This window comes from Brevundimonas sp. SORGH_AS_0993 (assembly GCF_030818545.1).
GTDB lineage: Bacteria > Pseudomonadota > Alphaproteobacteria > Caulobacterales > Caulobacteraceae > Brevundimonas.
Map to the genome: position 1 here is coordinate 733718 of NZ_JAUTAH010000001.1, position 20040 is coordinate 753757.

The 20040-nt window shown below is 67.0% G+C and carries 22 protein-coding genes and 1 pseudogene; 6 read left to right on the top strand and 17 right to left on the bottom strand.

Annotated elements, in window-relative coordinates; genetic code table 11:
* Positions 1–3 precede the first annotated feature (3 nt).
* Positions 4–540, bottom strand: coding sequence for a ubiquinol-cytochrome C chaperone family protein (locus QE389_RS03655; RefSeq protein ID WP_307364735.1), 537 nt, complete (start codon positions 538–540; stop codon positions 4–6).
* Between the two features lie 90 nt (positions 541–630).
* Between QE389_RS03655 and QE389_RS03660 the strand changes: the two genes are divergently transcribed.
* On the top strand, positions 631–1110 hold the full coding sequence (locus QE389_RS03660; protein WP_292176624.1) for an outer membrane protein assembly factor BamE: 480 nt from the start codon (positions 631–633) through the stop codon (positions 1108–1110).
* 74 nt (positions 1111–1184) lie between these two features.
* Here the strand turns inward: QE389_RS03660 and QE389_RS03665 are convergent, their stop codons facing one another.
* From QE389_RS03665 to QE389_RS03730, 14 genes and pseudogenes are all read right to left on the bottom strand, one after another.
* The gene (locus QE389_RS03665; protein ID WP_307364737.1) at positions 1185–3332 is read right to left on the bottom strand and encodes a sodium-translocating pyrophosphatase; all 2148 of its coding nucleotides are present in this window, start codon (positions 3330–3332) and stop codon (positions 1185–1187) included.
* Positions 3333–3504: 172 nt separating this feature from the next.
* On the bottom strand, positions 3505–3933 hold the full coding sequence (locus tag QE389_RS03670; protein ID WP_307364738.1) for a hypothetical protein: 429 nt from the start codon (positions 3931–3933) through the stop codon (positions 3505–3507).
* 42 nt (positions 3934–3975) lie between these two features.
* On the bottom strand, positions 3976–4965 hold the full coding sequence (gene thiL / locus QE389_RS03675; protein ID WP_307364739.1) for a thiamine-phosphate kinase: 990 nt from the start codon (positions 4963–4965) through the stop codon (positions 3976–3978).
* Positions 4965–5489 carry a transcription antitermination factor NusB gene (gene nusB / locus QE389_RS03680; protein WP_307364740.1) on the bottom strand — a complete coding sequence of 175 codons (525 nt, stop codon included), beginning with the start codon at positions 5487–5489 and terminating at the stop codon, positions 4965–4967. Before nusB ends, thiL begins: the two co-directional genes overlap by 1 nt.
* Positions 5486–5947: a 6,7-dimethyl-8-ribityllumazine synthase gene (ribH, locus tag QE389_RS03685; protein ID WP_307364741.1), complete on the bottom strand. Its 462-nt coding sequence runs from the start codon at positions 5945–5947 to the stop codon at positions 5486–5488. Before ribH ends, nusB begins: the two co-directional genes overlap by 4 nt.
* Positions 5944–7069 (bottom strand): annotated as a pseudogene (ribB, locus tag QE389_RS03690) (3,4-dihydroxy-2-butanone-4-phosphate synthase). Before ribB ends, ribH begins: the two are co-directional and overlap by 4 nt.
* Positions 7070–7095: 26 nt before the next feature.
* Positions 7096–7698, bottom strand: a complete 603-nt coding sequence (locus tag QE389_RS03695; protein WP_307364742.1) for a riboflavin synthase — start codon at positions 7696–7698, stop codon at positions 7096–7098.
* 108 nt (positions 7699–7806) lie between these two features.
* The gene (locus QE389_RS03700; RefSeq protein WP_307364743.1) at positions 7807–8430 is read right to left on the bottom strand and encodes a RibD family protein; all 624 of its coding nucleotides are present in this window, start codon (positions 8428–8430) and stop codon (positions 7807–7809) included.
* Positions 8430–8915, bottom strand: a complete 486-nt coding sequence (gene nrdR / locus QE389_RS03705) for a transcriptional regulator NrdR (RefSeq protein WP_307364744.1) — start codon at positions 8913–8915, stop codon at positions 8430–8432. The genes QE389_RS03700 and nrdR overlap by 1 nt, the downstream gene beginning before the upstream one ends.
* A gap of 7 nt (positions 8916–8922) precedes the next feature.
* Positions 8923–10206, bottom strand: a complete 1284-nt coding sequence (glyA, locus tag QE389_RS03710) for a serine hydroxymethyltransferase (protein WP_307364745.1) — start codon at positions 10204–10206, stop codon at positions 8923–8925.
* Between the two features lie 98 nt (positions 10207–10304).
* Positions 10305–10850 (bottom strand): GNAT family N-acetyltransferase, encoded by a 546-nt coding sequence (locus tag QE389_RS03715; RefSeq protein ID WP_307364746.1) that lies wholly within the window; start codon positions 10848–10850, stop codon positions 10305–10307.
* 32 nt (positions 10851–10882) lie between these two features.
* The gene (locus QE389_RS03720; RefSeq protein WP_295173088.1) at positions 10883–11065 is read right to left on the bottom strand and encodes a hypothetical protein; all 183 of its coding nucleotides are present in this window, start codon (positions 11063–11065) and stop codon (positions 10883–10885) included.
* Positions 11062–12297, bottom strand: coding sequence for a 5-aminolevulinate synthase (gene hemA / locus QE389_RS03725; protein ID WP_307364747.1), 1236 nt, complete (start codon positions 12295–12297; stop codon positions 11062–11064). Before hemA ends, QE389_RS03720 begins: the two co-directional genes overlap by 4 nt.
* A gap of 133 nt (positions 12298–12430) precedes the next feature.
* Entirely contained in the window at positions 12431–13240 is an 810-nt protein-coding gene (locus tag QE389_RS03730; RefSeq protein ID WP_307364748.1) for a class I SAM-dependent methyltransferase, read from the bottom strand.
* Between the two features lie 153 nt (positions 13241–13393).
* On the opposite strand from QE389_RS03730, the gene hemB reads away from it, so the two are divergent.
* From hemB to QE389_RS03745, 3 genes are read left to right on the top strand one after another with little or no spacing between them, the layout of a single operon-like run.
* Positions 13394–14395 (top strand): porphobilinogen synthase, encoded by a 1002-nt coding sequence (gene hemB, locus QE389_RS03735; RefSeq protein ID WP_307364749.1) that lies wholly within the window; start codon positions 13394–13396, stop codon positions 14393–14395.
* Between the two features lie 59 nt (positions 14396–14454).
* Complete coding sequence (locus QE389_RS03740; protein ID WP_307364750.1) at positions 14455–14652, top strand: type II toxin-antitoxin system VapB family antitoxin; 198 nt, start codon at positions 14455–14457, stop codon at positions 14650–14652.
* On the top strand, positions 14649–15038 hold the full coding sequence (locus QE389_RS03745) for a PIN domain nuclease (RefSeq protein WP_307364751.1): 390 nt from the start codon (positions 14649–14651) through the stop codon (positions 15036–15038). Before QE389_RS03740 ends, QE389_RS03745 begins: the two co-directional genes overlap by 4 nt.
* Before the next feature lie 6 nt (positions 15039–15044).
* Here the strand turns inward: QE389_RS03745 and QE389_RS03750 are convergent, their stop codons facing one another.
* Positions 15045–15899: an NAD(P)-dependent oxidoreductase gene (locus tag QE389_RS03750; RefSeq protein WP_307364752.1), complete on the bottom strand. Its 855-nt coding sequence runs from the start codon at positions 15897–15899 to the stop codon at positions 15045–15047.
* Positions 15900–16017: 118 nt separating this feature from the next.
* Between QE389_RS03750 and QE389_RS03755 the strand changes: the two genes are divergently transcribed.
* Positions 16018–16914 carry a flagellar motor protein MotB gene (locus QE389_RS03755; RefSeq protein ID WP_307364753.1) on the top strand — a complete coding sequence of 299 codons (897 nt, stop codon included), beginning with the start codon at positions 16018–16020 and terminating at the stop codon, positions 16912–16914.
* Between the two features lie 119 nt (positions 16915–17033).
* Positions 17034–17771, top strand: a complete 738-nt coding sequence (locus QE389_RS03760; RefSeq protein ID WP_307364754.1) for an arginyltransferase — start codon at positions 17034–17036, stop codon at positions 17769–17771.
* Positions 17772–17788: 17 nt separating this feature from the next.
* On the opposite strand, the gene parC is transcribed toward QE389_RS03760, so the two are convergent.
* Positions 17789–20002 carry a DNA topoisomerase IV subunit A gene (parC, locus tag QE389_RS03765; protein ID WP_307364755.1) on the bottom strand — a complete coding sequence of 738 codons (2214 nt, stop codon included), beginning with the start codon at positions 20000–20002 and terminating at the stop codon, positions 17789–17791.
* Positions 20003–20040 lie beyond the last annotated feature (38 nt).

Below are 20040 nucleotides of genomic sequence, written 5' to 3' on the forward strand. Positions count from 1 at the left end.
CGTTCAAACCTCGGGCCAGGCCGGCGTCGTTTGCACGGCCTTGAATGTCTGCGCGGCCAAGTTGGCGCGCGCCGTCAGTGCATAGGCGGCCAGGGCCGCCGCGTGTTCCGCCCCGTCTTGGCCCCCGTCTTGCCCATAGACGTTGCGCGCCAGGGCTTCGGTCAGGGTGTCTGCATCGGCGGCGCGCAACGGCGGTTCATAGGCGGTCATGCGGCCGTACAGCGCCTCGCCCAGCTTGCGCATCTTCTTGCCGACCGCCACGTCGCCCACGCCTTCCTCGCGCAGGACGTGGTCCAGGGCGGAGACATAGACGTCGAACAGTTCCTGCGCCGTCTCCTGACCCTGGGCCGTGTTCTCGTCACGCAGGCGCAGCACCAGCAGCAGGACATGCAGGGTGTAAAGCTCGAACCGCGCGTCGATCCGGTCCGCCACGGCCAGCCGGGTGTAGAAGGCGACATTGCGCGCCTGGGCCACCGCCTTGGCGTACAAGTCGTCGCCGATACGGGCGCGCAGCCGGGGTCTGAACAGGTTTTTGAGCATGGATTTCAGCGGCCCCTTTTCCGCCGCGCCGTTGAACTAGGACGCAGGTCCGTCTAGGTCAAAGACCTTGTTCTCTCGCAGGCGCCCGACATGTCCCGTTTCGCACCGATCTTCGCCGCCGTCTCCCTGGCCGGACTGAGCGCCGCCTGCGCGCCAGTGATCGGCTCCAACGGCTTCCAGGCCATCGACGCCAAGCCGCAGGACGTGGTGGCGGGAACGGACACCAAGGAAACGGTCCTGGCCAAGCTGGGCACGCCATCGACCACCTCGACCTTCGAACCCAATCAGGTCTGGTACTACATCAGCCAGACGACCGAGAAATACACCTACAACCTGCCCAAGGTGTCCAGCCGCACGGTGACGGAAATCACCTTCGAACCCACGGGCGACAAGGTGACGGGCGTTCGCACCCTGGGCCTGGCCGACGGCGAGCAGATCGCGATGAACCGGAACGAGACCCCGACCCGCGGCCGCGCCCTGACGGTGTTGGAGCAACTGTTGGGCAACGTCGGTCGCGGTCAGCTGCCGCGCACCGACGAGGATGCGCCGGGCCAGCGCCGCCCGGACTAAGACAACGGGTCCCGCAAGGAGAAACGCCCCGGAGATCGCTCTCCGGGGCATCCTCGTTTCGGGATCGGCGCGAACTAGCCCACGGTCCCGCTGGCCAGCACCGCCAGAAGCAGCAGGGCCACGATGTTGGTGATCTTGATCATCGGGTTCACCGCCGGGCCGGAGGTGTCCTTGTAGGGATCGCCCACCGTGTCGCCCGTGACGGCGGCCTTGTGCGCCTCGGACCCCTTGCCGTGGACGACGCCGTTCTTGTCGGTAAAGCCCTCCTCGATCACCTTTTTGGCGTTGTCCCAGGCGCCGCCGCCCGAGGTCATCGATATGGCGACGAACAGGCCGGTCACGATCACCCCCATCAGCATGGCGCCCAGGGCCGCGAAGGCGTTGGCCTTGTCCGAAATCGCCAGCACAGCGCCGAACAGCAAGATGGGCGAAAGGACCGGCAACAGGGACGGCGCGATCATCTCGCGGATCGCCGCCCTGGTCAGGATGTCGACCGCCCGCCCGTACTCCGGCTTGACCTGATAGGTCATGATGCCGGGGTTCTCGCGGAACTGACGCCGCACCTCGGCCACGACCGATTCGGCCGCGCGACCAACCGCCATCATCGACATGCCGCCGAACAGGAAGGGCAACAGCCCCCCGAACAGCAGGCCGACCACGACATAGGGGTTGGTCAGGTCGAAGGCGACCGGCCCCATATTGGCGAAGAACGGATAGTCCGCCGGATTGGCCGAGAAGTACTGCAGGTCGGAGGTATAGGCCGCGAACAGAACCAGCGCCCCCAGACCCGCCGAGCCGATGGCGTAGCCCTTGGTGACGGCCTTGGTGGTGTTGCCGACCGCATCCAGAGCGTCGGTCGAATGACGCACCTCGCTGGGCAGGCCCGCCATTTCGGCGATGCCGCCGGCGTTGTCGGTGACAGGACCAAAAGCGTCCAGCGCCACGATCATCCCCGCCACGCCCAGCATGGTCGTGGTGGCGATGGCGATGCCGAACAGGCCGGCCAGCTGGAAGCTGACCACGATGCCGACGATGATGGTCAGGGCCGGAAGGGCCGTGGCCTCCAGCGACACCGCCAGCCCCTGGATCACATTGGTGCCGTGACCCGAGACCGAGGCGTTGGCCACCGACCGCACCGGCCGGAAGCCCGAGCCTGTATAGTATTCGGTCACGACGACGATGGCCGCCGTCACCGCCAGGCCGACCATGCCGGACCAGAACAGGGCCATGGGCTGAATCTCCAGCCCTCCGGCGGTCACGACCGGACCCGGGATCAGGGCGTGGATCACCCACCAGACCGCGCCGATGGACAGGACGCCGGTGACGATCAGCCCCTGATACAGGGCCCCCATGATGTTGTTCGACTTGCCCAGCCGCACGAAGAAGCTGCCGACGATGGAGGTCAGGATGCAGACCGCGCAGATCGCCAGCGGCAGGATCATCATCAGATCGACATAGGGCTGGCCCCGGAAGAAGATGGCGGCCAGAACCATGGTCGCCACCGTCGTCACCGCATAGGTCTCGAACAGGTCGGCGGCCATGCCCGCGCAGTCGCCGACGTTGTCGCCCACATTGTCGGCGATGGTGGCGGCGTTCCGGGGATCGTCCTCGGGGATGCCCGCCTCGACCTTGCCCACCATGTCGCCGCCGACGTCGGCGCCCTTGGTGAAGATGCCGCCGCCCAGTCGCGCGAAGATGGAGATCAGCGAGGCGCCGAAGCCCAGGGCGACCAGACCGTCGATCACCTCGCGGCTGGTCGTTTCCAGACCCAGGTTCTGCGTCAGGACGATGTAGTAGCCCGACACCCCGATCAGCGCGCCGCCCGCCACGAACATGCCGGTGATGGCGCCCGAGCGGAACGCCAGGTTCAGCCCCCTGGCCAGACCTTCCGACGCGGCCTGGGCCGTGCGAACGTTGGCCCGCACCGAGATCAGCATCCCGGCGTAGCCCGCCGCGCCCGACAGAACCGCGCCGATCAGAAAGCCGACGGCCGCATAGGAGCCGATCAGGAAATAGGCGGCGATCAGGATGACGATCCCGACCATGCCGATGGTCATGTACTGCCGCTTCAGATAGGCGGAGGCGCCTTCCTGGATGGCGGCCGCGATCTCTCGCATCTTGTCGTTGCCAGTGCTCGCCTTCATCAGGGCGGCGGTCTGAACGGCGCCATACAGCACCGCCAGAACACCGGCCGCGAAAACCAGCGTCAGTGAGTTCGTCATTGGCGTTTCCATGCCCTTGCAAACAGGCGCACGGGCCTGGGGCGGCGGTGGGCGTTATCGCCTCTGTCCGCCTTCCGGTCCCCCCGCACGCGGCAGACGCATCAGCGCGTCCCTTGGGATTTGCGCAACGACGGTGTCACGGCCTCGCACGCGATGCAACGGCCGCGATGGGCTATCGCCGGGTGGGCATTCCGGTGCGGCGGCGCGGGGCCTGGGAAAGGATCTGGACCCGAGCCACGGACCCCCGGCCGGAAATGCCGTCGGCGGCCGCGATGAGGGCGTTGGACAGGGCCCGCTCGTCCAGACGGGTCCAGTCGCCTGGCACGGTGAAGGGGGTGCGGTGGGCGGCCCGGACCAGGGCGTCGCGGAAGAACGCCTCCTTGCTCCGCATCTGCTCCACCGTCTTGCCCGCGCCGAGGATCAGTTTCATCGAGACGAAGACATAGTTGCGCAGACGCCCGCCTTCGATCACCGGCAGGCCCAGCCCGGGGATGCTGAGCGCGGGCGGTTCGGCCGAGCGGCCGCCGCTGGGCGAAGCGATAGCCGGCGTGGCGACGGCCAGGCCGGCGACCCCGGCGGAGATCAGGGTTCTGCGATCCATGACGCCAGGATGGCCTGAACGGGTTAGGATTCCGTTTCGCCCTCAGCCATGCGTCCATCCCTGGCGCGCCGGGACGATGGGCCGACCGTCGTAGGTTACGACCAGGCCCTCGCCCGCGACGACCTGACCGATCCGGGTCAGGCGCAGCAGGCGACGGTCGGCTTCGCGCCGCAGGGTCTCTTCATGGCGCGGATGGGCGGTGAAGGCGATCTCGTAGTCGTCGCCACCGGCGGCGAGGTCCTCCAGCGACCGCTGCGGATCGACACGGTCGGCGATCCAGGCCTGGGCCGCCGTCGACAGGGGCAGGAGGTTCAGGTTCAGCCCTATCTCCACGCCGCTGGCCCGCGCGATGTGGGTCAGGTCGGCGAAGAGCCCGTCGGAGACATCCACCGAGGCTGTAGCGTGGTCCTGGACCACGTCGGCGAAATCCAGACGGGGAACGGGCGTGCGGTAATGGGCCGCGAGAGCCTCAAGGCGTTCCGGCTCCAGCGTCAGTTCGCCCCGCACGGCGCGGAGGCCCAGAAGGCCGTCGCCGATCACCCCGGTGACGAACACCAGATCGCCCGGCCGGGCGCCGGCGCGCGACACGGTTCGGCCCGCAGGCGTCCAGCCCAGGGCGGTCAGGGAGAAGGCGGCCGGCCCCGGCGTCCTGACCGTATCGCCGCCCAGAAGATGCACGCCGAACCGCGCCTGATCCTGGGCCAGACCGGCGGCGAAAGCCTGACGCTCGGGCCAGCCGCAGCGTTCGGACCAGAAGCAGGACAGCAGATAGCCGAACGGCTGGGCGCCCTTGGCCGCCAGGTCGGACAGGTTCACCCGCAGCAGTTTCCGGGCCACCGTCTCCAACGGGTCGTCGGGCAGGAAGTGGACGCCTTCCACGATGGCGTCCTTGGTCAGGACCAGGTCCTGGCCGGGGCGGGACGGCAGGGCCGCCACATCGTCGGCCAGTCCCCTGCCCCATTCCGGATGGGCCAGGGGCTTCAGCAGCCTCTCGATCGTCTCGAACTCGCCCGCGACGTCGAGCGCGGGCATCAGGCGCGGGCGTCTTTCGCCACGCCGTCCAGCGCCGCATTGACGAAGCGCGCCTCGGCGTCGTCGAAAAACGCCTTGGCCAGTTCGACATATTCGTCGATCACAACTTCGCGGGGGGTCTCGGGGTGTTTGATCAGCTCCCAGGCGCCCGAACGCAGCAGGGCGCGCAGGGTGGCGTCGATCCGCTCCAGCTTCCAGTTCGAGGCCAGGCGCGCCTTGACGGCGGCGTCGATCTCGCGCTGGCTGTCGATCACGCCGCGCACGATGTCGGCGAAATAGGCTTCGTCCGCCTCGGCCAGGGTTTCGCCCTCGATGTCGGCGTCGAAGCGGAAGTTCGAGAATTCGGTGATGACCGTCTCCACCCCCTCGCCCGCCAGCTCCATCTGATACAGGGCCTGGACCGCGGCGAGGCGCGAGACGGTGCGCGCGCGGCGCTGCTTGGAGCTGAGATGAGGTTCGGCCCTCTGCTTGTCGGCCTCGGCCAACTGCTCCAGGACGGATTTGAGGCTGTTCGGTTCAGTCATGCGCCGACGCCTAGCCGCAATCGCTTCTTCAAGGCAATGAGGTCCAGACAGGCTTTCGCCGCACCGCCGCCCTTATCCCCTTCGGAAATTCGCGCCCTGGCCCAGGCCTGGTCCTCGTCCTCGGTCGTCAGGACGCCGTTGCCGATAGCCAGACCCTTGACGCCCAGAGCCATGAGACCGGCCGCAGAATGATCCGAAACGATCTCGAAATGATAGGTTTCGCCTCGGATGACGCAGCCCAGGGCGACATAGCCGTCATAGCGCGGAGCGGTGGGGAAACGCCCCGCCTCCTCGGCCATGGCGATGGCGGCCGGGATTTCCAGCGCGCCGGGCACGGTGACGACGTCGAAGGCCGCGCCGCGCGCCTTCAGCGTCTCCTTGGCGCCGTCCAAGAGGGCGTCGGCCAGTTCGTCGTAGAAGCGGGCCTCCACGACCAGGATGCGGGGGGATTCGTTCACGCCTTCGTCTCTCCATCCATGTCGCGCCAGCCGACGATCTTCAGGCCATAGCCGTCCAGCGCCGTCGGTTCCGGTCGCGTCGAACTCATCACGATCATGTCCTTGACGCCCAGGTCCAGCAGGATCTGCGCCCCGACGCCATAGGCCCGCAGCGAGCGATCCGCCGCCGCCGGCTTGTCCGTCCCCGCCAGACGTTCCGCCAGGGAATTCAGCGACGGGTCGCGCAGGAAGACGACCACGCCCGCGCCGTCATGGTCGGTGATCTGGCGCAGGGCGCTGGGGACATAGTCCTGGCGCGCCTCGACGTGGCCCAAAAGGTCGCAGGCGAAGTCCACCTGGTGCATCCGCACCAGGGTCGGCCGGGCGGGGTCGATGCGGCCATGGACCAGGGCGACGTGTTCCGTCCCCTCGATCGTGTTCCGATACAGCATCAGGCGGAACGGGCCGCCGTGGACGCTCTCGAACGGCGTGTCCATGATCCGCTCGACGAAGCGTTCGGTGCGGCGGCGGTAGGCGATCAGGTCGGCGATGGTTCCGATCTTCAGCCCGTGCCTCTGGGCGAAGGCGACCAGATCCGGCATCCGCGCCATCTCGCCGTCGTCCTTGATGATCTCGCAGATCACCCCGGCGGGCGTCAGGCCGGCCATGCGGCTGATGTCCACGGCCGCTTCCGTATGGCCGGCGCGGACCAGAACGCCGCCTTCGCGCGCCACCAGAGGGAAGATGTGGCCGGGCGAGACGATGTCGTCCATGCCCTTCGACGCATCGGCGGCGACCTGAATGGTGCGCGAACGGTCGGCGGCGGAGATGCCGGTCGTCACCCCCTTCCTTCGCCTCGATGGAGACCGTGAAGGCGGTCTTCATGCTCTCGCGATTGTCGGCGGCCATGGGCGGCAGGCGCAGCTGCTGGGCGCGCTCGGCGGTGATGGCCAGACAGACCAGGCCGCGCGCCTGGCGGATCATGAAGTTGATCTGGTCCGGCGTGGCGAACTGGGCCGGAACGACGATGTCGCCTTCGTTCTCGCGGTCCTCGGCGTCCACCAGGATGTAGGGACGGCCGTTGCGGGCGTCGGCCAGAATGTCCTCGATGGGACTGATCGGGCTGTCGTTCAGACTTTCCATGTTTTCTGGGGCGGCCGGGGCTTGCATCAGGCCGTCTCCTGCCACCGCGCGAGGTAACGCGCCAGCATGTCGATCTCCAGATTGACCGGATCGCCCGGCTTCAGCGCGCCCAGGGTCGTCACCTGCCAGGTGTGGGGGATGATGTTCAGATGAAAGACCCGCCCCTCCACCGCATTGACGGTCAGGGAGACGCCATCGACGGTGATCGAGCCCTTGGGGGCGATGAAGCGATGCAGGGGCGCGGGCGCCTCGACCGCGATCCGGTGCGATCCCCCTTCCGGCGTGATGGAGACGACGCGGCCCAGGCCGTCGACATGGCCCGAGACGACATGGCCGCCCATCTCGTCGCCCAGCCGCGCCGCCCGTTCCAGATTGACGCGGTGGCCCGCGGCCCAGCGGCCCAGGGTGGTCCTGGACAGGGTCTCGTTCGACACCTCGACCGCGAACCAGCCTCCTCGTAAATCGTGACCCTTTTCCGTCACCGTCAAGCAGCAGCCCGCGTGGCTGACGGAGGCGCCCAGGGCGATGCCGGCGGTGTCCCAGGCGGTCTCGATCTCATAGCGGCGGTCGCGCTCGGTCGCCCGAACGTCGCGGACGCGGCCGATGTCGGTGACGATGCCTGTGAACATGGAAGACTGGCCCCCTTCGGACCCGAAAAATGCAGTCCAAAGAATCCGGACTGTCCGAAATGTCCGATCCGGACTGCGAAAAACGGAGTCCAGACAGTCCGAATTCCGTCAGGCGCGGGCGTAGCGTTCCCACAGATCGTCCCCGACAGGCCGGACCTCCAGGCGACGGAAGGTGGGGGCGTCGGCCAGGTTTGCAAGGGCCAGGGCCGCCACGCAGGACCGCCCCTCCCCGCCCAGCAGGATGGGCGCGCGGAACCACTCCAGCCGGTCCACCGCCGCGGCGCGCAGAAAGGCGGCCGCGACCTGGCCCCCGCCCTCGATCAGCAGGGAGCCCACCCCGGCTGCGGTCAGCGCCTTCAGTACGGCGGGGATGGCGGGGCGGCCGTCCTCGGCCTGCACCTGAACGACGCGGGCGGCGCCCAGCGGCCGGGGCTGCGACGTCGTCAGGATCAGGGCCGGGTCGCCGGTCGCCACTTTGGCCGATGACGGCGTGCGCAGGCGGCTGTCCAGAACAACGCGCAAGGGCTGGTCGACCTGACGGCCCGGCAGGCGGACGGTCAGTTCCGGATCGTCGTGCAGCACGGTCTCGACGCCGACCAGGATGGCGTCGTGGGCGGCGCGCAGGCGATGGCCCTCAAGCCGAGCGGCCTCTCCGGTGATCCATCGGCTTTCGCCCGAGGCAGTGGCGATCCGCCCGTCCAGGGAGGTCGCCAGTTTCAGCGTGACCTGCATCAGACCTTGCGGGTCGGCTCGTCGAAGCCCCCGTCGGAAAAGCCTTCCGCGCCCAGGAATTTGGCGAAGTCGCCGGTGTGGCGGAAGTCCTTGTAGACCGAGGCGTAGCGGACATAGGCCACCTCATCCACGCCCTTGAGCGCCTTCATGATGAAGTCGCCGACCGTGCTGGACGGGATTTCCGTCTCGCCCAGGCTTTCCAGCTGGCGGACGATCCGGTTGACCATCTGCTCGACCTGATCGGCCTGAACCGGGCGCTTGCGCAGGGCCACGCCCAGCGAGCGTTCCAGCTTGTCGCGGTCGAACGGGGTGCGACGGCCGTTGCGTTTCAGGATGACCAGTTCGCGCAGCTGCACCCGCTCGAACGTCGTGAAGCGCCCGTTGCAGTTCGGGCAGGACCGGCGGCGGCGGATGGCCGAGCCGTCATCCGACGGCCGGCTGTCCTTGACCTGAGTGTCCTGATGACCGCAAAAAGGGCACTTCATCAGGGGGTTATCCGTAGATTGGGAAGCGGTGCGTCAACTCGCGCACCTGGGCCGCCACGCCCGCGACCACGGCCGGATCGGCCTCGTCGCCGCCGTTCATCGACGAGACGACGTCGGCGATCCAGTGACCGATCTGCTTGAACTCTTCCTCGCCGAAGCCGCGCGTCGTGCCGGCCGGCGTGCCCAGGCGGACGCCCGAGGTGACGGTGAAGGGGGCGGTGTCGAACGGCACGCCGTTCTTGTTGCAAGTCATCAGCGCCTTTTCGAGCTCATGCTCGGTCGCCTTGCCGGTCACGCCCTTGGGCCGCAGATCGACCAGCATCAGGTGGCTGTCGGTGCCGCCCGAGACGATGGCCAGGCCGCGTTCGACCAGAACGGCGGCCAGGGCCTGGGCGTTCTTGACGACCTGTTGGGCGTAGAGTTTGAACTCGGGCTTCAGCGCCTCGCCGAAGGCCACGGCCTTGCCGGCGATGACGTGTTCCAGCGGACCGCCCTGCAAGCCGGGGAAGACCGCCGAGTTGATCTTCTTGCCCAGGTCGGCGTCGTTGGACAGGATCATGCCGCCGCGCGGGCCGCGCAGGGTCTTGTGCGTCGTGGTGGTGACGACGTGGGCATGCGGGATCGGATCGGGATAGGCGCCGCCCGCGACCAGACCGGCGTAGTGGGCCATGTCCACCATCAGATAGGCGCCGACGCTGTCGGCGATCTCGCGGAAGCGTTTGAAGTCAATGTGGCGCGAATAGGCGCTGGCGCCGGCCAGGATCAGCTTGGGCTTCTCACGCTCGGCCATTTCGGCGACGTGGTCGTAATCGATCAGATGGGTGTCTTCCGTGACCTTGTAGGTCACGGGGCGGAACCACTTGCCCGACTGATTAGCCGGCGAACCGTGCGTCAGGTGTCCGCCGCAGGCCAGGTCCATGCCCAGGAAGGTGTCGCCGGGCTGCAGCAGGGTGAAGAAGACCGCCTGGTTCGCCTGGGCGCCCGAATGCGGCTGGACGTTGGCGAAGGCCGCGCCGAAGAGTTGCTTGGCCCGCTCGCGCGCCAGATCCTCAGTGATGTCGACGAACTCGCAGCCGCCGTAATAGCGACGACCGGGATAGCCTTCGGCGTATTTGTTAGTCAGAACCGAACCCTGCGCATCCAGCACCGCCTGAGAGACGATATTCTCGGAAGCGATCAGCTCGATCTGTTCGCGTTGACGGCCCAGCTCGCCCTGAATGCCCTTGAAGACATCCGGGTCGGCGTCAGCGAGCGTCTTGGTGAAATAGGCGTCGTGGGTGAAGGCCGTCACGCTGGAATCCCCGGAAATCAGAAGCTGGCCTATCTATCCCCAGCCGCGCGCGACCACAACATCTTGTGGCGTGGCGTTCGATGGATAGCCTGCGACGCCTAGGCGTTCGAAGCCTGTGGCGCGCGCCACTCGTGCCCCAGCGCGCCATAGATGACCATGTCACACAGGCCTTTGTGGGTCCTTTCGTGCTCTCTCAGACAGCCCTCTCGAACCAAACCAAGGCTTTCGGCCAGAGCGATGGATGCGATGTTCTCAGCGTCGATTTCTGCATAGACCCGCCGATGCCCCTCACGTTCGAAGAGGTGGGAAATCAGAGCCGTCATGCACTCCTTGGCCGCGCCGCGCCCTTGATGGTCGATGACCGTGACATAGCCGACTTCAAACACCCCGTCGTCCCGACCGGGAAAAGCGACGTATCGACCAGCGACGGCCCCAGTGGTTCGGTCTACGGCAATCCAGGTCCGACCGGGCCATGCGGGATCGGTCAACCAATCGGCCAGTTCCGCTTCGCTGCGAAAAGCGGCGCGCGACATGTAGAGACACTGCGCGTCGTCAGACAGGGTGGGAAACAACGCAGCCGCATCCTGACGAACCAACTTGCGCATTTCGAAGCGCGGGGTGTGTAGGGTGGGCGTATCAAGCATCGCCATAGTCTAAGCAGCGATCGTCACGCGCGCTATGTCGCCAAGGCCCGCCTCAGCTTGGCGATCGCCACCCGTTCGACGGACTTGGGTTCATTGACCGGTCCCATGGCGCTGACCTCCCGGCCTGTCGCGACATGGATGGCCGAGCATTTGAGGTAGGGGCCGTTGCGGGTGAACTCAACGATGACCTCGCCGAGGTCGTCGCCCGTCGTCATGCGGCGGCGGGACGGCGCGCCACGTTGCAGTGGGCGAACAGCGCGTCCATCGCCTGGACCAGATGGTCCATCATCTCGTCCGTGTGGTTCGGGGACGGTGTGAAGCGCAGCCGCTCGGTCCCCTTGGGCACCGTCGGATAGTTGATCGGCTGAACATAGACGCCGTAATCGTCCAGCAACATGTCCGAGATCATCTTGCAGTGGACCGGATCACCGACGTGCACCGGCACGATATGGCTCTCGCTTTCCATCACGGGGATGCCGGCGGCGGCGAAACGGGCCTTCAGCGTCGCGGCGCGTTCCTGATGTTTTTCACGCAGTTCCGGGTGGCTCTTCAGATGCCGCACCGAGGCCAGCGCCCCCGCCGTCAAGGCCGGCGGCAGGCTGGTGGTGAAGATGAAGCCCGAGGCCCAGCTGCGCACCGCATCCACGATCACGGCGTCGGCGGCGATATAGCCGCCCATCACGCCGATGGCCTTGCCCAGGGTGCATTCGATGATGTCGATCTGGTCCAGCACGCCGTCGCGTTCGGCCACGCCCGCGCCGGTCGCGCCATACAGGCCCACGGCATGGACCTCGTCCAGATAGGTGATCGCGCCGTATTTCCGGGCCAGGGCGATGGTGCCGGTCAGATCGGCGATGTCGCCGTCCATCGAATAGACGCTTTCGAAGGCGATCAGCTTGGGCGCATCGGCAGGCGCGGCGGCCAGGAGCTGCTCCAGATGCGCCAGGTCGTTGTGGCGGAAGATGTGGCGTTCGCCGCCGCCGTGGCGGATGCCTTCGATCATCGAGGCGTGGTTCAGGGCGTCCGAGAAGACGATCAGGCCGGGCAGGATTTTCTGCAGGGTCGACAGGGTCGCCTCATTGCCGACATAGCCCGAGGTGAACAGAAGCGCGGCTTCCTTGCCGTGCCAGGCGGCCAGTTCGGCCTCCAGATCGACGGCCGAGCGGGTCGTGCCCGAGATGTTGCGCGTGCCGCCGGCGCCGGCGCCCGTGCGCTCGATCTCGTCCTGCATGGCCGACACCACGACGGGATGCTGGCCCATGCCGAGATAGTCGTTGGAGCACCAGATCACCACGTCCTGCTCGGACCCGTCCGCACGGCGGCGCACCGCCTGCGGGAACTGGCCGCACACGCGCTTCAGGTCGGCGAAGACGCGATAGCGCCCTTCGCTACGGACCTGCTCCACCGAGTTTTGAAAAGCGGCCTTATAGTCGAACAACAGACGCATTCTTTCGCTTATGGCGATTTCTGCGGGATTATTTGCGCCTGACGGATGGCCTTGTCCATGTCCCCGACATGGACAAAACGCCCAAACCCTTAATTGATAACGGTTCTCAGAACGACTTGCGACAGCGCCTTGGTCAGCCCGGCTTGCGGAAGCGATAGACGAACTGATCGGTGCGGCCCCGAATCTTTTCGTCGAACACGTTCAGGCTGTGGTCGTCGGCCGGATTGGCGACGACCGGGCTTTCGCCCTCGAAGACGAAACCGGCGGCCTTGACCTCGCGCTTCAGATAGTCGCCCTCGATCCGGTGCAGCGTCTGGACGACGGAAACGCCCGTTCCCGACGCGGCCTGATGGTCGATGACGACATAGCGGCCGCCGGGCTTAAGGGCCGCGAAGACGGCGGCGTTCATCCGGGCCACATCGGTGTTGAAACCGGGAATATGGAAGTCGTGGTATTCCTGGCTCATGAAGATCATGTCCAGCGGCTCGGGATAGGTCATAGCGTCCAACAGGCCGTTGACCCGCGTGACGTTGGGATAGGCGGCGACCAGCAGATCGGCGGTCGGATTCTCGCGCGCCATGGTCCGGTTCGGCACGAAGGCGTAAACGCGGCCGTTGGGCCCGACCACGTCCGAGAACAGTCGGGTGAAATAGCCGGCGCCCGGTCGGATGTCGGCCACCTTGTCGCCCGGCGCCACCTGGGCGAAGGCCAGCACCTCGGCCGGATGACGCAAGGGATCGCGCGCCGTCTCCTCGGCCGGACGCCTGGGATCGGCAACGGCGTCGGCGTAGAGGCCAGCGTAGGACGGGGCGCCCCTGGCGCCGTCGGCCCCGGCGGGGGCGACCACGGTGCGCGATCCGCCCTCCGACGAAATGATGATGCACCCCGAAAGCCCCGCCGCCAGGGCCAGAATCGCCCCACCCGCCGCCAACCGTCCGAACATCTCGCCTCTCCCTTGGATTTATGGCGGCGATAGGCCCGCATTTCTCGGTGTGGCGCAAGCGGCGATCACGCGCGAAACGATTCGACGCATTCTGCGATTTGCGCCCCGGTCGCCGCGGGGCTATCGCCACGCCAGGTTTCCAAGGTCCGCGCCATGCTCCCCTATCCGCCCGCCCCCTTCCCGCTCGCCCGCCCGCGCCGTCTGCGCGCCAGCCCCTGGGTGCGGCGCCTGGTGGCGGAGACCGTCCTGACGCCGGCCGACCTGATCTGGCCGCTGATCGTCCACGACGGGGCCGAAGACCGTGTTCCGGTCCCCTCCATGCCCGGCGTCTTCCGCCTGTCGCCCAGGGCGGCGGCCCAGGCGGCGGTGGAGGCCCGCGACCTGGGCATTCCGATGGTCGCCCTGTTTCCCAACGTGGACGGCGCGATCAAGGACGCGATCGGCACGGCCGCGACCGATCCCGACGGCCTGATCCCCGACTGCATCCGCGCCATCAAGGACGCCGCGCCCGAGATCGGCGTCATGACCGACGTGGCGCTGGACTGCTACACCGACCACGGCCACGACGGGGTGATGGAGGGCGACCGGATCGCCAACGACGCCTCTGTGGAACGGCTGGCCGAACAGGCTTTCATCCACGCCCACGCCGGGGCCGACGTCGTCGCGCCGTCCGACATGATGGACGGGCGCATCCAGGCGGTCCGCGAGGCGCTGGAGGCCAACGGGTTCCAGGACACCCTGATCCTGTCCTATGCGGCCAAGTTCGCCTCGGCCTTCTATGGACCCTATCGGGACGCCGTCGGCTCCTCGACCCTGCTGAGGGGCGACAAGAAGACCTATCAGATGGACTACGCCAACTCCGACGAGGCGCTGAAGGAGGTGGCGATGGACCTGTCGGAAGGCGCCGACGCCGTCATGGTAAAGCCCGGCATGCCCTATCTGGACATCGTGCGGCGGGTGTCCGAGACCTTCCGCGTGCCCACCTTCGCCTATCAGGTGTCCGGCGAATACGCGATGATGCGGGCCTCCATCGCCAACGGCTGGCTGGACCAGGACCGCGCCATCCTTGAGACTCTGCACGGGTTCAAGCGCGCCGGCTGCGCGGGCGTCCTGACCTATTTCGCCCCGCAGGCGGCGCGGTTGCTGGGGGGCTGATCTGGCGTCTCAGGCCGCCGCGTGATAGATGTGTATGAAGTCACCCTTGGATACACATCATGCGCACCAATATCGTCATCGACGACGCCTTGATGGAGGAAACGCTCCGCGTCACCGGCCTGAAGTCGAAACGAGAAGCGGTCGAACTGGGACTCAAGACCCTGCTTCGCCTGCGCCAGCAGGCTGAAATCCGAGATTACAGGGGGCATCTGGCCTGGGAGGGCGATCTGGACGCCCTACGCACGGACGCCGCGTGATCCTGGTCGATTCCAGCGTCTGGATCGACTATTTCCGAGGCGTCTCCACGCCGCAAACCAACTATCTGGACGCCGCGCTTGGGCGCGAGATGATCGCCATCGGCGATCTGGTTCTGGCGGAAGTGCTGCAGGGCTTCACGTCGGATCGCGACTTCGCTCAGGCCCGTCGCTTGTTCGATACGCTGGAGATCGTCCCCATCGGCGGGGTTGAGGCGGCCTATCAGGCTGCCCAGAACTTTCGACAGTTGCGACGCCAGGGCGTGGCCGTCCGCAAGACCATCGACTGCCTGATCGCTACCCGGTGCATTCTTGACGGCTATCGGCTGCTGCACAGCGACAGGGATTTCGACGCTTTCGTCGAACTGGGACTCGACAGCGTCCTCTAAGAACCGTCAGCGATTCAGCCGCGCCGCCAGGCTTGAGGTGTCCCAGCGGTTTCCGCCCATGGCCTGGACCTCGGCGTAGAACTGATCGACCAGGGCGGTCTGGGCCAGGCGGGCACCGTTCGCGCGGGCTTCGTCCAGCACCAGGCCCAGATCCTTGCGCATCCAGTCCACGGCGAAGCCGAAGTCGAACCGACCCTGGGCCGCCGTCTTCCAGCGGTTGTCCATCTGCCAGCTCTGCGCCGCGCCCTTGGAGACGGCCTCATAGACGGCGTCGGTATCTAGGCCGGCGACCTGGGCGAAATGGACCGCCTCCGCCAGCCCCTGGACCACGCCGGCGATGGCGATCTGGTTGACCATCTTGGTCAGTTGGCCCGACCCCGACGGCCCCATGTGTTGGATCGCCTTGGAATAGGCGTTGAGAACCGGCGCCATGCGGGCCACGGCCTCGGCGTCGCCGCCGACCATGACGCTGAGTTGGCCGTTTTCCGCGCCGGCCTGACCGCCCGAGACGGGCGCGTCCAGGAAGACGCGGCCGCTGGTCGCCGCGCGGCCCGCCATCTCCCGCGCCAAGCGGGCCGAGGTGGTGGTGTGGTCCACGATCACCGCATCGGCCGCCAGATACGGCAGGGCCTCGGTTACGACCGTCCGCACGTCGTCGTCGTTGCCAACGCACAGGATCAGGGCCTCTGCGCCCTCGGCCGCCTGAGCCGCTGTGGCGCCGAAGGCGGCGCCGGCCTGCGTCGCCCAGGCCTGCGCCTTGGACGCCGTGCGGTTGAAGCCCGTCACCTCATGGCCCGCCCGGACCAGATGACGCGCCATGGGGGCGCCCATGACGCCCAGGCCGGCGAAAGCGATCTTCATGTGAGGCTCCTGCAAGCGTTTGAGCCGCACTAGGCCCGCCTTGCGCCGCGTTCAAGGTCAACGCGCGGTTAACCTTGTCGGGGCCAAAATGAGACAACACTCCTCGGGATGCGCATCCATGTCCGTGAGCGATCGTCCGATCCTCATCAAGAAGGTCAAGAAGGTCTCCGGCGGAGGCCATCACGGGGGCGCCTGGAAGGTGGCCTATGCGGACTTTGTGACCGCCATGATGGCCTTCTTTCTGCTGATGTGGCTGATCAACACGACCGATCCCGAGCAGAAGAAGGGCATCGCCGAATATTTCGCCCCGGCCAGCGTTTCGGAGACGACGTCGGGCTCTGGCGGCATCCTGGGCGGCACGGCCCTGGGCGACGACGGCCCCAAGAGTTCGGGCTCCCAGGCCATCATCGAACAGATGGCGCCCCAGGCGCCCGACACCACCAGTCCCGGCTCAAGCTCCAGCCTGGGCGCGGCCAGCGACGCGGCCCTGCAGGCCGAGGTGCAGAAACGCGAGGCGGCCGAGTTCGCCAGCGCCGCCGAATCCCTGCGCCAAGCCATGCAGTCGATGCCGGAACTGGCCGAATTGTCGAAACAACTGATCGTGGACCAGACGCCCGAAGGGCTGCGCATCCAGTTGGTCGATCAGGAAGGTCGGGCGATGTTCGACACCAATTCGTCCCGACCGAACCCGCGCGCCCAGGTGCTGTTGCGGGCCGTCGCCAAGGTGATCAACCGCCTGCCCAACCGTATCTCCATCACCGGCCATACCAGCGCCCAGGCCGGATCGAACCGCGCCAGCCTGCCGTCGGACTGGGGTCTGTCGTCGGAACGCGCCAACGCCTCGCGTTTGGTGCTGCAGGGCGCGGGCGTCGATCCGGATCGGGTCTATTCGGTGGCGGGCAAGGCCGGGTCCGACCCGCTGTATCCGGACGACCCCAGCCTGGCGGGCAACCGCCGCATCGCCATCGTCCTGCTGCGCGAGGCGCCCGTGCTGCCGATGGACACCTCCCTGTGAGGATTGGGGCCTTGAAGACCGGGACTGCGACAGCACTTGCGGGCCAGGGCCGAATGACGCCAAATCGGGCGATGAGCCTTCTGTCGCAAAATCGGCCAGATCGGATGTGGAACTGAGGCGTGACCCAGCACGTCCCCACCCGACAACTGCGCTTCTACATGACGTCGGTGGCGCCTTGCCCCTATCTACCGGGCAAGACCGAGCGGAAGGTGTTCGCCAACCTGCCCTTCTCCGACGGGGCGCACGTCAATGACGAACTGACCAACGCCGGCTTCCGCCGCAGCCAGAATATCGCCTATCGCCCGGCGTGCGAGGCTTGCGAGGCCTGCGTCTCCGTGCGCCTGCCGGTCGCCGAATTCGCGTTCAGCCGATCCCAGCGCAAGCTGCTGAACCGCAACGCCGACCTGTCGCGTAACCTGGTGGAGGCCGAGGCGACGACCGAGCAGTTTCAACTGCTGCGCCGCTATCTGACCACGCGCCACCCGACCGGCGGCATGAGCGACATGGGTTGGCTGGACTATGTCGCCATGGTCGAGGACACGGCCGTGCGCACCCATCTGATCGAATATCGCCTGCCCTCGACGGACGGAGGGCCGGGCGATCTGGTCGCCGTGACCCTGACGGACCTGCTGCGGGACGGACTGTCGATGGTCTATAGTTTCTATGATCCGGCCATGGAGCGCCGGAGCCTGGGCCGGTTCGCCATTATGGATCATGTGCGCCAGGCCGCCCAGGTGGGCCTGCCCTATGTCTATCTGGGCTACTGGATCCAGGGATCGGCCAAGATGGACTACAAGGCCGAGTTCCGACCGCTGGAGGCGCTGCGGCCGCTGGGGTGGATGCGGCTGGAGGACTGACCCCCAGCCGCGATCTCTTATCTGAACTTGCGCATGCCGCGCGGTCCCTGGCGACCGGCGCCGGCGCGTTTGCCCAGCCAGTCCTTCCAGTCGGGCCAGTTGCGGCGACGACCGCCGCCGTCCGCCCATTCCGGCCCCGTCTCGGCGTTGAACACCGCCACATCGGCCAGGCCGCCCTGTTTGAAGTTCTGCAGCTTCACCCCCTTGCCGCGTCCCATTTCCGGCAGTTCGGCCAGGGGGAAGATCAGGGCCTTGATGTTCTCGCCGATGGTGGCGACGTGATCCCCAGCCGGGGCGTTGGGCACCCGCAGCATGGCCAGCATCTCGCCGTTCAGCACCTGTTTGCCGCCGCGCTTCTGGGCCAGGGTGTCGTCTTCTGGCGCGATGAATCCGTAGCCCGCCTTGGACGCGATCAGCAGCTTGCCGCCCGGCTGATGCGCCAGGACGTTGATGATCTCGGCCTTTTCGTCCAGTTCGATCATCAGGCGCAGCGGCTCGCCATGGCCGCGACCGGACGCCAGCTTGTCGGCGCCGATGGTGAAGATGCGCCCGTCCGAAGCCCCGATCAGCAGCTTGTCGGTCGTATAGGCGGGGACCAGATAGGCCAGTTGGTCCCCCTCCTTGAACTTCAGCTCCGACGGGTCCTCGACCTTGCCCTTGGCGGCGCGGATCCAGCCGCGTTCCGACAGGATGACGGTGATCGCCTCGCGCGGGATGAAGGCTTCGGGCGCGACGAAGGCGGACGTATCGACGGCCTCGGCGATCGTGGTCCGGCGCGGCGAGATCAGGGCCTTGCGGACGGCGTCCAGTTCTTTGGAGATGGCCTTCCACTGCTTGCCTTCCGACGAGGTCAGCGCCCTCAGATTGGCAAGTTCTTCCGACAGCTCCTTGAATTCCTTCTCGATCGTCATCTCTTCCAGACGCGCGAGCTGACGGAGCCGGGTGTCCAGGATGAAGTCGGCCTGAACCTCCGTCAGGCCGAAGCGGGCGATCAGGACCGCATTGGGCTGGTCCTCCTCGCGGACGATGCGAATGACCTCGTCCAGGTTCAGGAAGACGATCCGCAGACCTTCCAGCAGATGCAGCCGCTTCTCGACCCGCGCGATCCGCCATTGCGACCGACGGTTCAGCACTTCGCGCCGGTGATCCAGGAAGGCGCGCAGGCAATCCTTCAGACCCATGACGCGCGGCGTGCCCGAGGCGTCCAGCACGTTCATGTTGATGGGGAAGCGGACCTCCAGATCGGAAAGCTTGAACAGGCTTTCCATAAGCATTTCAGGCTCGATGGTGCGGTTCTTCGGCTCCAGAATCAGGCGGATGTCCTCGGCCGACTCGTCGCGCACATCGCCCAGCAGGGGCGCCTTCTTCTGTTCGATCAGATCGGCCAGGGCTTCGATCAGCTTGGACTTCTGGACCTGATAGGGCATTTCGGTGACGACGATGCGCCAGACGCCCCGCCCCAGGTCCTCAGTCTCCCAGCGGGCGCGCAGGCGCACCCCGCCCCGGCCCGTCTCGTAGGCGTCCAGAATGGAGGCGTGGCCCTCCACGGCGACGCCGCCGGTCGGGAAGTCGGGGCCGGGGACGTGCTGGACCAGATCCTGGGTCGTCGCGTCCGGCCGCTCCAGCAACAGTTGGCAGGCGTCGATCAGTTCGCCGACATTGTGGGGCGGTATGGAGGTCGCCATGCCGACCGCGATACCGGACGAGCCGTTGGCCAGAAGATTGGGGAAGCCCGCCGGCAGGACCACCGGCTCCTCGTCCTGATCGTCATAGGTCGGGCGGAAATCGACCGCGTCCTGGTCGATGCCCTCCAGCAGCAGGACGGCTGCGGGCGTCAGCTTGCACTCGGTATAGCGCATGGCCGCCGCGCTATCGCCGTCGATGTTGCCGAAATTCCCCTGTCCGTCCACCAGCGGATAGCGCTGGGCGAAGTCCTGGGCCAGGCGGACCAGGGCCTCGTAGATGGAGGCGTCGCCGTGGGGGTGATAGCCGCCCATGACCTCGCCGACGACCTTGGCGCATTTGCGCGCCGCCGCCTGCGGGTTCAGCCTCATCTGGTGCATGGCGTACAGGATGCGGCGGTGCACGGGCTTGAAACCGTCACGCACGTCCGGCAGGGCGCGGTTGGTGATGGTCGACAGGGCGTAGGCCAGATAGCGGCGGCTGAGCGCCGTCTCCATCGGCTCGTCGATGATGCGGCCGCCTTCCGGCGGCGGGGCGTGGATCGTCATGGCTCTGCGAATCGGGGATCGGAAGCCAGAAGTCTAGC